This is a genomic window from Paenibacillus sp. 4624, assembly GCF_050435065.1.
Classification (GTDB): Bacteria; Bacillota; Bacilli; order Paenibacillales; family Paenibacillaceae; genus Paenibacillus; species Paenibacillus amylolyticus_D.
Genome location: NZ_JBNDJR010000004.1, coordinates 1 through 13,870, shown reverse-complemented (window position 1 = coordinate 13,870; position 13,870 = coordinate 1). Strand labels below are relative to the sequence as shown.

The 13,870-nt window shown below is 46.4% G+C and carries 17 protein-coding genes; 14 read left to right on the top strand and 3 right to left on the bottom strand.

All coding sequences use genetic code 11. The features are described 5' to 3' along the window. Positions 1-8: 8 nt before the first annotated feature. The gene (locus ABIE27_RS10490) at positions 9-173 is read right to left on the bottom strand and encodes a hypothetical protein (protein WP_161557065.1); all 165 of its coding nucleotides are present in this window, start codon (positions 171-173) and stop codon (positions 9-11) included. A 163-nt stretch (positions 174-336) separates the two neighbouring features. Between ABIE27_RS10490 and ABIE27_RS10485 the strand changes: the two genes are divergently transcribed. Further along, complete coding sequence (locus ABIE27_RS10485; protein WP_123067121.1) at positions 337-945, top strand: general stress protein; 609 nt, start codon at positions 337-339, stop codon at positions 943-945. Positions 946-1,149: 204 nt separating this feature from the next. Here ABIE27_RS10485 and ABIE27_RS10480 read toward each other — a convergent pair whose 3' ends face one another. Further along, positions 1,150-1,350, bottom strand: coding sequence for a hypothetical protein (locus tag ABIE27_RS10480; protein WP_123067122.1), 201 nt, complete (start codon positions 1,348-1,350; stop codon positions 1,150-1,152). Positions 1,351-1,372: 22 nt separating this feature from the next. Here ABIE27_RS10480 and ABIE27_RS10475 point away from each other — a divergent pair, with 22 nt between their 5' ends. From ABIE27_RS10475 to ABIE27_RS10455, 5 genes are all read left to right on the top strand, one after another. Then, a complete protein-coding gene (locus ABIE27_RS10475) occupies positions 1,373-2,605 on the top strand; it encodes an acyltransferase (RefSeq protein ID WP_123067123.1) in 1,233 nt (410 codons plus the stop codon). A gap of 194 nt (positions 2,606-2,799) precedes the next feature. Further along, positions 2,800-3,174: a helix-turn-helix transcriptional regulator gene (locus ABIE27_RS10470; protein WP_123067124.1), complete on the top strand. Its 375-nt coding sequence runs from the start codon at positions 2,800-2,802 to the stop codon at positions 3,172-3,174. Between the two features lie 2 nt (positions 3,175-3,176). After that, positions 3,177-4,193: a Gfo/Idh/MocA family protein gene (locus ABIE27_RS10465; RefSeq protein ID WP_123067125.1), complete on the top strand. Its 1,017-nt coding sequence runs from the start codon at positions 3,177-3,179 to the stop codon at positions 4,191-4,193. A 295-nt stretch (positions 4,194-4,488) separates the two neighbouring features. Beyond that, on the top strand, positions 4,489-5,745 hold the full coding sequence (locus ABIE27_RS10460) for an MFS transporter (protein WP_429350513.1): 1,257 nt from the start codon (positions 4,489-4,491) through the stop codon (positions 5,743-5,745). An 89-nt stretch (positions 5,746-5,834) separates the two neighbouring features. After that, positions 5,835-6,620 carry an ArsR/SmtB family transcription factor gene (locus tag ABIE27_RS10455; RefSeq protein WP_429350512.1) on the top strand — a complete coding sequence of 262 codons (786 nt, stop codon included), beginning with the start codon at positions 5,835-5,837 and terminating at the stop codon, positions 6,618-6,620. A 267-nt stretch (positions 6,621-6,887) separates the two neighbouring features. On the opposite strand, the gene ABIE27_RS10450 is transcribed toward ABIE27_RS10455, so the two are convergent. Then, positions 6,888-7,454 (bottom strand): TraR/DksA C4-type zinc finger protein, encoded by a 567-nt coding sequence (locus ABIE27_RS10450; protein ID WP_429350511.1) that lies wholly within the window; start codon positions 7,452-7,454, stop codon positions 6,888-6,890. A gap of 201 nt (positions 7,455-7,655) precedes the next feature. Here ABIE27_RS10450 and ABIE27_RS10445 point away from each other — a divergent pair, with 201 nt between their 5' ends. From ABIE27_RS10445 to ABIE27_RS10410, 8 genes are all read left to right on the top strand, one after another. Then, on the top strand, positions 7,656-8,033 hold the full coding sequence (locus ABIE27_RS10445; RefSeq protein WP_123067129.1) for a DivIVA domain-containing protein: 378 nt from the start codon (positions 7,656-7,658) through the stop codon (positions 8,031-8,033). A 41-nt stretch (positions 8,034-8,074) separates the two neighbouring features. Further along, the gene (locus ABIE27_RS10440) at positions 8,075-8,524 is read left to right on the top strand and encodes an Rrf2 family transcriptional regulator (protein ID WP_123067130.1); all 450 of its coding nucleotides are present in this window, start codon (positions 8,075-8,077) and stop codon (positions 8,522-8,524) included. Positions 8,525-8,541: 17 nt separating this feature from the next. Then, positions 8,542-9,039 carry a metallophosphoesterase family protein gene (locus ABIE27_RS10435; RefSeq protein ID WP_123067131.1) on the top strand — a complete coding sequence of 166 codons (498 nt, stop codon included), beginning with the start codon at positions 8,542-8,544 and terminating at the stop codon, positions 9,037-9,039. A 278-nt stretch (positions 9,040-9,317) separates the two neighbouring features. Continuing rightward, the gene (locus ABIE27_RS10430; protein ID WP_123067132.1) at positions 9,318-10,238 is read left to right on the top strand and encodes a sugar phosphate isomerase/epimerase family protein; all 921 of its coding nucleotides are present in this window, start codon (positions 9,318-9,320) and stop codon (positions 10,236-10,238) included. Continuing rightward, the gene (locus ABIE27_RS10425; RefSeq protein WP_123067133.1) at positions 10,235-11,407 is read left to right on the top strand and encodes a Gfo/Idh/MocA family protein; all 1,173 of its coding nucleotides are present in this window, start codon (positions 10,235-10,237) and stop codon (positions 11,405-11,407) included. The genes ABIE27_RS10430 and ABIE27_RS10425 overlap by 4 nt, the downstream gene beginning before the upstream one ends. Before the next feature lie 299 nt (positions 11,408-11,706). Next, positions 11,707-12,804 carry a Gfo/Idh/MocA family protein gene (locus tag ABIE27_RS10420; protein WP_123067134.1) on the top strand — a complete coding sequence of 366 codons (1,098 nt, stop codon included), beginning with the start codon at positions 11,707-11,709 and terminating at the stop codon, positions 12,802-12,804. A gap of 318 nt (positions 12,805-13,122) precedes the next feature. Next, the gene (locus ABIE27_RS10415) at positions 13,123-13,503 is read left to right on the top strand and encodes a DUF7674 family protein (protein ID WP_240037248.1); all 381 of its coding nucleotides are present in this window, start codon (positions 13,123-13,125) and stop codon (positions 13,501-13,503) included. Positions 13,504-13,609: 106 nt separating this feature from the next. After that, positions 13,610-13,750: a hypothetical protein gene (locus ABIE27_RS10410; protein WP_161557068.1), complete on the top strand. Its 141-nt coding sequence runs from the start codon at positions 13,610-13,612 to the stop codon at positions 13,748-13,750. Positions 13,751-13,870 lie beyond the last annotated feature (120 nt).

Sequence of the window (13,870 nt, the reverse complement as noted above, 5' to 3'; positions counted from 1 at the left end):
GAAAATGTCTATCCTAAGTCTGATGACAGAATAACCCTGCTGAACGCTGTATTCTCGCCTTGTCTTGTATGCCCTCTCTCGTCGGCGGAGATCCGATAATCAAGACGGAGCATATGCATCAGACGCAAAATTTCATTCTGAGAAGGATCATTCCGCAGCATCGCTGTTTCCAATTTTTTCTCTGGATGATCTCGTCATTTTCTTTGCCCACGGGCATTCGTTCTTTTGTCCTAAATTAGTATTTATGCATATAATCATTGGCCCAGAAACGTTTGAAAGAAAGAATGACGGGTAATAACATAGCGAACCACTCAAATTTATGAGGAGGTATTCACTATGAAGAAGAAAATCGTAGGTGTGTTTAATACAGAGCGTGAGGCATCTGAGGCGATTGAAAGTTTGAAAGCCGAAGGATTTACATCGGATGAAATATCTGTCGTGACGCAGGACAGAGATGAGCTGAAGGCTATTCGGGAAGAGACAGGTACAAAAGCACCGGAGGGTGTAGCAGCAGGTGCGGCTACAGGTGGTGTACTTGGAGGCGTAGCAGGTTTGCTTGCTGGCATTGGGGCATTGGCTATTCCCGGGATTGGCCCGATTCTGGCTGCAGGACCTATTGCCGCAGCATTTACAGGTGCGGCTGTAGGTGCAGGAGCCGGCGGATTGGTTGGTGGACTTGTAGGACTGGGAATTCCAGAAGAGGATGCGAGACAATATGAGGAGTATGTGCAGCATGGTAAAATTCTGTTGCTCGTTGACTCATCGGATCGGGACGGCGCGGTATACGATGTGTTTAACCTTAACCGTCAGACTCATTCCAACATCGATCCTGTGCATGGTGAAGATGTGAATACTGCTGATGCCCGTCCGGATCTCGATATGGAAGAACGTCGGCTGGAAGCGCAGACCAAAGCCGCTCGTTTCGGCAACAACACCTTTTTGTAAAAAAAACGATAAATTAACACCCTAGAACACATGCTAGCTCATTTGAATCGAGTCTTTGAAATAGGAATGATGCCTATGAACGATAACAAGGACTGCAGCCGGTCTCCGCTGAGGAGACCGGTTTTTGTACTCATACGGGGGTTGGCTGTTTCAGGTTTGCATTGGGTTTGTAATGATAAGATCCGAATATTGTTTTTCACATGGTCAGACAGGGAATAACAATACATACAGAAGCACCGCCAGCGCGAGGCCAATCACAAGCAACAGGAGACTGAGAAAAGTGATAAGTCCGGTAGTAGCTTGGAAGGTCTGCTCATTAATCTGTGTGCGTTTACGGTGGTAAGCAATCGCCAGATGTTGTTGAACCGTTTTGGATTCAGGTATACTGGATGATTTGTCTGACATTCGTTTTACATACCTCCAATGGATGGTCATCGTTTTTTATTTTGATTTTGCAAGGATAAACAAGAAAGGTAGGTTGAGTGATTTGCCTCGCAAAGAACGAATTACTGAAATAGAAACACTACGAGGCTTGGCCTTTGCAGCGGTTGTACTGCAACATTCGATTGCTCATTATTCGCTGGTTCCTCAGGTTGGACTTCAGGATGGCGTTGTGCTGGCCTTGTTACTGATGTTAGCGAAGTTCGCTGTGCCACTTTTTATATTTATTACCGGGATGGTGCTGTTCTACAACACAGGTGATAAGCTCCATTACGGCCGGTTTATGCGGAAAAGAGTCATGGATGTCATCTTGCCCTATGTGGTCTGGTCACTCATTTATTTTGTACTTGCCCCGCGTAACTGGGCAGCATTTGGCTGGCAGGACATTCCTGACCTCGCTCTGAAGCTGGTGACGGGTAAAACGGCTTCGCATTTCTGGTACATTATTATGCTCATTCAGTTTTATGTGTTTTTCCCATTATTTTTGCGCGGAATCCGGTACGTGGTTCACCGTTACCAAGCCAAGGGGAGAATGATCGCTTTACTGATCTCGGGTGTCGTATTTCTCATCTTGGCGGATCAATTAAGGAACATTGCCGGCTGGATGGAGCGGCTGCAAATCCCCGTTCTCACAGATGCGTTTACAACCTATGCAGACCGTAATTTCATCTATTTCTTTTTTTATTTTGTACTGGGCGCTGCGGCGGGACTTTCGGTACAGCGCTGGAAAGAATGGATTGAACGTTTGCGCTGGGTCTACTGGCTGGTGTTTATGATCTTAGGTCTACGGTTTATGTATCTATTAATGCTGGAGTTTCAGACACCCGAAGGAATTCAAATCCGATTTTATACCGTCAGCCTGATCAGGCCCGATATGATTCTGTTCCTGATTGCCTCCATCATGGTGATGTATCAATTAGCTAGTAAGCTTCATCACCATCGCGTTCTCTACTGGCTGGGATGGATCGGCGGCATGTCCTATGGTGGATATTTGATGCACATGCTGGTGCTTCGTTACAGTTACATTCCAGACGAATGGTTGTATGTGGCGTGGGGATGGAATCCCGCGATACGCATGATTGTAACGTGGATTGTGGCACTGACCGTATCTTGTGTGCTGACCTGGCTGATCTCGCGTTTTAAATGGGGAAAATGGATCGTAGGCGTTGTACCGAAGCACACTCAAGCCAATAAAACGATTGCTTCGATCCAAAGGTGATTGTTTCATCATGTGAAAAATTCATAATAATAAGAGCTGTGCTTTCTTACATTAGCCCTCCTACATTTAATCTCTTTATCCTGCTTACTCTCCATAAGAACACGTTACAAGAGTGAAATCAGGATCAAGATGGCAGGATCAGAACATATGTTTTATAATGAGAGATAGACAGGTTCTGACAGGAGGGAAAGCTCATGGCTTTTATGATTGCACAGCGGGCATTTATCAAAGTTTATCTTATCACGATGGTGGAGCAACATAGGGGTTATGGTTACGAGATGTTGGAAGCGATGAAGCAGGAATTCAAAGATTACGGATATGTACCTCCCCAAAGTGAGGTATATCGGGCATTACATGAGCTGGTGCAGCAGGGTATCTTTTATCGAACCAAAAAATTAAAGGGAAACGATCCCAAAGTTGATTTTCAGGAGATCGTTCTTTATCACTTCACAGATGATGGTGCGGCCAAAGCAGAGTTATACAAGAAACAGGTGAAAGCTGATCTGGATCGTTGTCTTGGCATTTTGCACAAGGCAGAAGCGGATAATTACGGTATGAAAGGAAGATGAGCATGAACAGACCTCTGCAGTGGGGTGTACTGGGTACTTCAACGATTGCCAAAAATGCAATTATTCCTGCAATTCAGCAGTCTGAACGCGGTGAAGTACTGGCAATTGCCAGCCGCTCGAAGGAAAAGGCAGCAGCTCTGGCTGAAGAGATGGACATTGTCAGATCGTATGGCAGTTATGAGGAACTTATTGCTGATCCGGATATCCAGGCCGTTTATATCCCGTTGCCAAACCATTTACATCGAGAGTGGACGATTAAAGCTGCCGAGGCGGGAAAACATGTGCTTTGTGAAAAACCAGCGGCTCTGAATGCAAAGGAATCCATAGAGATGATAGAGGCATGTGAACGTCATAGGGTGTTATTCTCGGAAGCCATCATGTATCGATATCATCCGAAGCACAGACGGGTGCAGGAGATTATCGAGAGTGGCGAGATTGGAACGGTCAGAGCGATTCATGGTAATTTTACATGTAATACCGCAGATGACAAAGACAATGTGAGATTCAAAAAACATATGGGTGGCGGTTCTATTTTTGACCTCGGCGTATATCCGATTTCTGCGGCACGGATGTATCTGGGACAAGAGCCAGAAGCCGTTACGGTTCATGCCTTATTTTCAGAGGAACATGATGGTGTGGATATGATGGCTTCAGGGCTGATTGAGTTTCCGAACTCAGTGGCACTGACCTTTGATTGCGGTATGTGGGCGTCAGGACGGGCTGAGATGGAGATTCTCGGAACGGAAGGACGTATTGAGCTGCCTAAAGTGTTCGGCTGGGAGAATAGTGATATTCCGCCTCAGATCATCATTCATACGGATTCCGTCAGTAGGGAGGAACGAGTTTCGGTATCCAACTCCTATGTGCTTCAGGTGGAAACGTTTGCGATGGCAGCTCTTGAAGGAGAAGCGTTGCCATTCGGTCCGGACAACACCATTTTGAACATGCGTGTGATTGATGCCTGTCTGGAGTCTGCGCGCAAACGTCAGCGGGTGCTTGTGGATCGAAGTCCGATTTAAACAACTGCTGAAGCTGTAGTGCAATGATCTCCAGACCTCAACCTCTTAGGTTGAAAATTTAAAATTAGAGATGAATTAGGACTCCATCGATGACGATGAGAGTCTTTTTTGTGTGGTTAAGCTAGAGCAATCAGGATGGATAGTCAGGCCTGATATTTTTATAAATATTTGCCGTTAAAAAAATCATTAAGAAACAACGTTAAAAATATTTTCACGTTTGTATTGATTTTTGCATAAACTTCGTTAAAATAATATTAACATGAAAAATATTTTAACGTTGAGGAGTGGAACAATGATGAACGAGGGTGCTGTGGCGGGGAAACAAGGCTTGGGAGAATTAATTCGAATCAGGCCATATATGCAATTCATATTGAGTAAAATGGTGTCCCGCTTTGGAGATTCCATTGATTCGATTGCGTATAGCTGGATGGTGTACATTTTAACCGGCTCGAAGGTACTGATGGGCACACTGCTAGCCGTTAACTTTTTACCGAATATTCTGTTTGGGCTGTTCGCTGGTGCACTCGTGGATCGGTTATCCCCCAAAAAAGTCATCGTCATGACGAATACCGGACGCGGAGTAATGGTTGGACTTACAGCACTTTTATTCGCTCTGGGTCAGCTTGAAGTCTGGCACTTATTCCTATTCACGATCTTGAACTCCTTGCTGGAATGTTTCACGTCACCTGCCGAGGTGTCCAGTGTTCCCAGATTACTCCCTCAGTCCATGTTGCTTTCCGGTAACGCGATGACCTCTTCGGCCACTCGATTGGCTGAACTGGCGGGGCTAGCTGCGGCAGGCGCTTTAATTGCAACCGTAGGTATTGCGTGGACCATCTGGATTGACGCCGCGTTGTTTGCACTGAGCGCAATCTTGATGAGCCGGGTGGACTATCCTGAATGGATGTCACCACGAGCCATGTCATCTGGCGCCAGGAGTCTGATCTCCGAGATGGCGGATGCTTTTCATTTTCTCCGTAAACATGCTTTGTTACTGGTCTCATCCGTATTATTTGCTTGGGTTAACTTCTGCCTGATGCCATTTAATGTGTTGCGTACACCTTACGTGATGGAAACACTGCAAGCAGGTGCTTGGGGATTAAGTCTGCTTAGTGGACTTTTAGTTGGGGGAATCGTGCTTGGCGGTCTGTGGATGTCGCAACAGGGGACTCGGTATCGCAAAAGTGTACTGGTTATCACCGGCATTGTTATGCTTGGTTTCGGGTACGCCATGACTGCTCTTCCGGCTTATATGACGTCATACCAGCTCCCAACGGCAGGGGTGTTCTGTCTGCTTATGGGTTTAGGCATTCCGCTTGCTACAACGCCACTCGTATCTTATTTGATGGAAGTGACACCTGCCCATATGCTCGGGAGAGTATCTGCGCTACAAAGCATGCTGGTATTAAGTGTTTCACCACTAGGCAGCCTGCTGTCCGGTGTTCTGGCTGACTGGTTTTCGATGCCGGTCTTGTTCATACTATTTGGCGTGCTGCTCGGTTTGTCTGCGTTATTACTGCTTACCAGCAAAAGTTTTCGGCGGGAGATGTAAGTATACATCCTTTTGACCACAGTCCTGTCTGAACGGTATAATATAGGGAACGAAGGGCAGGCAGGTCCCCCGGAAATGAGGATTCGGATATGCAGCAACATAAAGTGCTCTCAACAATTGAAGAGATTAAAATTTATTCTGATCCGTATCGGATACAGATTATGAATATGTTTAACCGCCAGGGCAGACCTTCCACCGTGAAGGAAATTGCGGATCTGATGGGAGAGGTGCCTGCGAAGGTGCATTATCATGTGAAAAAGCTGGAGAAAATCGGTCTTCTAAGCATGGTGTCCACTCGCGAAATCAACGGCATTATCGCAAAATATTATGAACCCTTCTCGGGTGAAATCCACCTTCGTCACAAGGATGAAGAGGATGAGAATTCACCGTTGAAGCAGGTTTTTCGCTCCGAAACGCTAAAGTTGCTGAACGAAATGTTCGAACAGAGCCGACAGCGCTTTATGAATCATGCAGAGCATGATCGTCAGGAGAAACGTTTTATCTCGGATATGACGCTGTACGCTACGGCGGATGAAGTAGAGGAGTTATATCAGAAGATTGTGGAGCTGTGCAAACCGTATTTAACCAAGGATGAACAGAAATCAGACCATCAGGTTTTTCAGCTGTTCACGGCGCTGTCCAAAGAAGTTCAAGCTGCACCGCAAGCTGATTCCGGGACAAAAAAGAAAAAGGCGGCTGGGCAGAAAAAAGAAAAAGAAAAAGAGTCTGCTTCCAAGGCACCTACAAAGGTACCTTCAGAGGCGTCTACAACATCTGACATAACAACCAAAACATCTAGTACAGCGAACAAATTGAAACCTGCTGCCAAACGGAAGGCTTCAGAATCTAAAGCCTCGGAGTCTACAGACGGATAGCTGAGTGAAATCGAAATGAACAGGGTATTCTTCCTCGTCTAGAACACAGGACAAATCGCATTTCATCGGTAATGACGTCAATTCAGTGAGATTAGGAAGACAGCGCAATGGGGTAGCATGGAGTTACAGCAAAAAAGCCGCTAATGGCGGCTTTTTGTTGTCATATTGCGACAGGTTTGATTCCATCAGATCCAATGTCGAGGCTGCTGAATCATGAGATGTCTGAATCACTTGATTAACTTGGACTTGAGATGCTTTTCTTGTTACTTACATGTTCTCGTCGTAATCCTTCACATCTCGTTTGGCGGCCATCGCGGGGGAATTGGATGTACCATAGTCCTCAACAGCTTCCCATGCTTCGGCATGGTCAAACTTGCCCGCATTACGCTGTCTCACTTCCCCGGCACCACTCGGTGGCATCGTCATGACCTCTTCCTCAACAGGGCGGTCATTGCTTATATTCCGGTTTGGAGTATCATCGATGCAATAAGCGGTATAAGGTATAGCTTGCAGCCGTTCAAAAGGGATTTCTTTGCCGCATGTAACACAGGTTCCATATGTACCCTCATCCATACGTTCGAGGGCTTCATTGACCTGATTAAACTCTTCGGTTAGTGTATCGTCGATTGCGAGATCACGACTGCGTTCAAACGTTTCTGTTCCCGCATCTGCCGGGTGATTATCGTAAGAGGATAGTTCGCCTGTAGAATCTTTTAACGACTCTGCCGGTGCGCCATCCTCCATACTGGATTCAAAATGACGTTGCAGATCCTCACGCTGTTCCAGCAGGGCTTCCTGCAATTCTTTACGTTGTTCTTGTGTTAATGTACTCATAAGGACATGCTCCTTTCCCGCTTGAGGGGTTGTAGTGACTTCTTACCCGAAAAGCAAGCGAAGCAATCATTTTGCACGGGAGAGGGCTGTTTCGTTTTATATTCGATGCATTATGTGTTATAAAAAATAGAGAGAGAAATTGCCGTGTGTTCTTTTCGTATGAATGGAACCGTTGCTTGGCTATAATGGAGGGTTGTCAAGATGGATGAACATATGAAACGAAGATTGGACAAACAGAGACAATTGTTCAAACAACTGGGTGTACAGCTGGATGCTTTATCAATTCATGAGAAGCAGTTTAATTATAAACTTCGTGGTTATGACCCGGACGAGGTAGATGCATACCTGGATCTGGTGATTAAGGATTACGAGCGCTTTTATGCGAATATTGCGGACTTAATGGATAAATGGCAGGAGCAACAATTGACCATTCGTGACCTCAAAAATTCGGTCAAACCTGTCGATGACCCGAATAAGATTGATCGCAAACAACTGGATGACATCGTGAAGCAACTGGAGTATACTGTGCGACAACTCAAAGTCAGAGCACGTCCCGAAAAGGATCTGTTTACGGAATAAGGCTTGAACATCCGGGATTATATTAAAAAAGGTGGTTAATCATGAGTACTCATTTTTCGGTCAGTGTGCATTGTTTGTTGTTACTGTCTCTCAGCGCGCCTGAACGAATCACGTCTGCTGAAATTGCGGGCAGCGTAAACACCAATCCTGTCGTTGTCAGACGTATTCTGGGAGGGCTGAAAAAGGCAGGATTAGTCAATTCTTCACCAGGCACTAGAGGATTTTATTTGGCAAAGCCAGCGAGTGAAATTACACTTGCCATGGTTTATGAGGCAGCCAAGGATGAAGGACCATTGTTCCCGATCCATGGCAATTGTAATCCCAATTGTGAAGTAGGCCTTCAAATGGATGGACTGCTGACCAATCTGTATCAGATTGCTGAATCAAAAGTGGAGCAGTTTTTTGCGACGATTACGCTTGAAGATATGGAACGGACTAGTACCGAGCGGATTCAGGCTTCACAATTAGAGACGAATCAGAAGTCGAACTAAGGGAAGGCGGTTGTCACATGAAAATCATTGTTATCTCCGACACGCATCTACCGAAAAAAGCAAAAACGTTACCAGCACCATTGGTTGACGCATTGACTGGTGCAGACCTCATTCTCCATGCGGGTGATTGGTCAGACTGGAGTGTGTATGAATTGCTAAGCCATTACGCTCCGGTCGAAGGCGTAGCTGGTAACACGGACCCATCCGAGATTGGAGAGAAGATTGGTTTCTCCCGAATTGTTGAAGCGGAAGGGTTACGGATTGGACTTGTGCATGGTCATCGTGGATCAAACGGCACAGAGCAGAACGCCATTCAGACCTTTGCTGGAGAGCAGCTGGATGCGGTAGTCTATGGGCATTCCCATATCCCGGTGATGCACACCGTAGACGGTTTACTTGTATTTAATCCGGGTTCACCTACGGACCGCCGATTTCAGAAGCGATTTTCGTTCGGAATTATGACGGCAGAAGATGGGAAATTGCAGGCAGAGCATGTTTTTTTTGATCGGGAATAGATCGTGTTTGTATGGACAAGTTTGCTTGGACAACAATAGAATATCATTCAATATAAAAAGTGTCTCTGAACAGAACTCATTTCTGATCTAGAGATGCTTTTTTTGTTTTCTGAGGCATCGTTACGGCTTGAAACGTTATCTCTGAATGGGGAATATGCGCGGTTTGTTATCTGTCATTCATCTGTTTGCGTTAGGCACTATGGCAGTGATCGAGAGAGTGATACAATGCGTTTACGACATAAAATGAATGCGTTTACATAAAGGGGAGGTTCAAGAACATGAAACTGTCCATATTCACCGTTGCTGTCCCTGATCTGGATGCTAATGAGCTGGCTTCCGCAGCGGCGGCAGCGGGTATCGCTGGAATCGAGTGGAGATTTCGTGGCATACCGGAGGATGCTGTGTCTGAACAACCTTCGTACTGGCGAAATAATCGCTGCTCCATCGATCCGGACAGGTGGCAGGAACAAATTCCTGTTTTTCGGGAAGCAGCCAAGGCTCATGACAGAAAGTCTATTGCCCTTGTGCCGTATCTGAATTGTGGGGATATGACTGCAACCGAGCAAGCATTCCAGGCCGCTTCTACACTTGGTGCTTCTATGATGCGTGTGGGTGTTCCGGGTTATGACCGGAGTACAGCTTATCCCGAATTGTACGGGAAGGGCGTTCGTTATCTAAACGAAGTTCAGGATATAGCGAAACAGTATAACATCAAGGCCGTCGTTGAAACGCATCATCAAACGATTGCGCCAACGGCTTCTCTAGCCTATCGTCTTGTACAATCTCTTGACCCTGAGCATGTCGGAGTACTCTATGATCCGGGCAACATGGTGCACGAAGGGTATGAAAACCACCGAATGGGACTTGAACTGCTTGGTCCGTATCTCGCCCATGTGCACGTGAAAAATGCAGGGTGGTACAAGAAGGAAGTCGGGATTACACCCGATCAGAAGGCGTTGACTGCGAGAAGTGACTCTGGACAATCGCTAAGCACATCTTGGCAATGCCACTGGGCTCCGCTGACGGAAGGTATGGTGGACTGGGTGCAGATGGTACGTGATCTGAGAGCAGTTGGCTACGACGGTTATTATGGCATAGAAGATTTTAGCGGAACTTTGGAATCCAGAGCGATGTTGCAGCATTTTGCAGACGTTTTTGCAGAAATTGAGCGTCGCGTAAACGAGGAGGAGCAAGCATGAGTATCGTTCGAGTAGCGGTTATTGGCATTGGAAACATGGGGGCGTCACATGCCAGAACATTGGTGGCTGGAGAAGTACCGGGTGCAGAATTGGTAGCTGTATGTGATGTGAGAAAAGAGATGGAGAGCTGGGTAACGAGTAACCTTCCGTCTACCGTAACGTATTGGCAGGATGCGGAGCAGATGATGTCTTCGGGAACGATTGATGCCGTCATTGTTGCCACGCCACACTATGATCATCCCGAACAAGCGATTCAGGCATTCCGGCATGGCCTGCATGTAATGATCGAAAAGCCGGCGGGTGTGTATACAAAACAGGTACGGGAGATGAACGAAGCTGCTGCGGAAAGCGGTAAAGTGTTCTCCATCATGTACAATCAGCGCACCAACCCGCTGTACATCAAGCTGCGAGATTTGATTGCCTCAGGTGAGCTTGGCGAGGTGCGGCGTACCAACTGGATCATTACGAACTGGTATCGCTCCCAGAGTTACTATGATTCCGGCGGCTGGCGTGCAACATGGGCAGGCGAAGGCGGCGGCGTTTTGATTAATCAAGACCCGCACCAGTTGGACTTGTGGCAGTGGACGATTGGCATGATGCCTGTGCGTATGCGTGCCTTCTGCTCCTTCGGCAAATACCGGAACATTGAAGTGGAAGATGACGTGACCGCCTATGTGGAATATGAAAACGGAGCGACCGGCGTGTTTGTAACCACCACGGGTGAAGCACCAGGAACAAACCGCTTTGAGGTTAGCGGCGACCGCGGTAAAATCGTCATCGAAGACGGACAACTCACCTTCTGGCGCTTGCGCGAATCGGAGCCAGAGTTCAATCAACGTTTTACCGGCGGATTCGGACAGCCGGAATGCTGGAAATGCGATGTGCCGATTACAGGCATTGAGACAGGTCATCCAGGGTTAATCCGCAACTGGGTTGATGCGATTCGCACCGGGGCACCATTGATTGCTCCCGGTCAGGACGGCATTCACGGCTTAACGTTATCCAACGCGATGCTGCTCTCCACTTGGACAGATAACTGGGTCGATCTGCCGATCAATGAAGACTTGTTCTACGAGCACTTGCAGGAGCGGATTGCCAGTTCAACTACGAAGAAAGACAAAGCATATGCGGGCGGTCAGCCTGCCGATCTGAGCCAGACTTTTAAATGATGTAAATAAGTTCAACTAGAGATTTACACGGAACACTCTGATGACAGAATAATCTTTCAATCGCTGTTATCCCCGGATTTTTTTGATTCCCAATAGCAAGGGGAAATTCCAGTGAACAGTGTATGCTTCCGATGTAGCTTTCTTGTAGAAAGCTTTCAGGCGAGCGCTTCGCTTTTCCAGATTTTTTCTGTCCTCTCCGTTTCTGTGTAAATGAAAAGTCAAACGTATTGATGGGTTTTGGGATATCAAAAGGCTTGATCAAAATACATTAAATGCAATAAAGAAAAGGATGGGATAACATGGCGAAAGACGGAATGTTCTATGCACCCAAAAGTGTAACAAAAGAAGTTGTCTGTGAACCGGGAGAGTTCACTATCGCAGCTGTAGCATTAGATCACGGACATATCTATGGTATGGTTGGCGGTTTGCTGGATGCTGGAGCTACACTCAAATGGGTATATGACCCGGACCCGGTCAAGGTGGAGGCATTCCGCAAACAGTTCCCGCAGGCACAGGTTGCCGCATCGGAAGCTGAAGTGCTTGCAGATGAAGAGGTGCTACTGGTAGCGAGCGCAGCCATTACATCAGATCGTGCGCCACTTGGCATGAGAGTGATGGCGGCAGGTAAAGATTATTTTACGGATAAAGCCCCGTTCACCACGATGGAACAACTAGACTTGGCACGTGAAGAAGTGAAGCGTACGGGCAAAAAATACATGGTGTATTACAGTGAACGCTTGCATGTGGAAAGTGCCATCTATGCGGGGCAGCTCATTGAACAAGGAGCCATCGGCAAAGTAGTACAGGTCATGGGCACAGGGCCACACCGCTTGAACGCGGGCGGCCGACCAGATTGGTTCTTCAACCATGAGCAATACGGCGGCATTCTCTGTGACATTGGCAGTCACCAGATTGAACAGTTCTTGACTTTTGCGTCGTGCAGTGATGCACAGGTAGCTTTCAGCAGAGTCAACAATTTCAATCATCCACAGTACCCCGAACTAGAGGATTTCGGCGAAGCTTCCCTGATCGGTGATAACGGGGCATCCGGCTACTTCCGCGTAGACTGGTTCACACCGGACGGTCTTGGAACCTGGGGCGATGGCCGTACCGTGATTCTCGGCACAGACGGTTACATCGAGCTACGCAAGTACATCGATATTGCACGCGAGCCTGAAGGGGATCAGGTATATCTGGTCAACCATGAGGGTGAGTTCAGATACAACGTCAAAGGCAAGGTCGGTTATCCATTCTTCGGTCAGCTCATCCGCGATTGTCTCGAACGTACTGAGACCGGAATGACACAGGAACACGCGTTTAAAGCAGCAGAGCTCTGCCTAATCGCCCAGCACAAAGCCATGAGCGAGCGCGTGGTATGGAGTGTCGGTGGCAAGTAAGGTTTAGGAGTAGGGAGTAAGATTTTAGGTATGAGGCAGTAAAGATCTAAATAAGCCTTAGCAGTCCCATTGTAACTGTAGATATGCTTGTTAGTTCGTACTAACAAACGACGCAGTTGTGGGACTGCTTTTCTCTATTTGTCACTTCGCGGATGGAACAAATTGGGTTATATTAGATGTAGTTCGCATATGAGGTTCAAATGAGAGGTTTATACGAAGTTCATAGATATGATGTTAGCAGAAACCTCTGTAAGAGCGATGTGAAAACAATGATTGAAAAACTTGAGTTTCTAAATATAAGCTGCATGAATAGAGGAGTTGGAAGTCATCAACAAACAAACAGATGAATTTCTAAGAGATATGTTAATGTTCTTGCCTGAAACAACAAATGATTTTTTGAAATCAATTGATGAACACGGTGAGATCTTAGTAACTGTCATAATCGAAGGTATCTTCATGCCAGAAATAATTTTGCTATTAAAAGAAAATAAAAACACACAGCTAATAGAAAGTATATTTGATTATTTTGAAGAAATATCTAATTGCAATGACGGTTACTTTATAAATAGCATTTTTTCAGTAACAGTATTGGAGATATTAGGTAACGATAAAAATATTCTAAGAACAGCAAAAGAATATATGGGACCTACAACCACGCAACTTCAAATTGAAGCTGACAGAGGTTTAGGTAGAAGCTAGTGCTAAGGAAACAAATAAATTTAGAACTTTGGTAAAGAATTGATATATGAGTAGAGAAGAGTGAAGTGTATGTTTTTCGAAGAAGACAGAGGCATCTGCTAACACCATGTTCACGCATCGGGCATTCGCCCTCGGTCCGGCCGGAGTAAGAAGAGGATTCAGAGAGGCATTTCAGAGTTCGGGGAAGCTGGATCAGCCGGACACATCCGCACCACCTAATCGCATCGCGGCCGCCCTTCGGGCTTAAGGTGGTGGGACGTCGTGAACACAATAACGTTATTGGAACAGACTTGCAATGGATTAAAAACCTTGAATGGATGGGATGAAAGAATTGAAAGATCAAAAATAGATAAAGGAAGAGATCAAA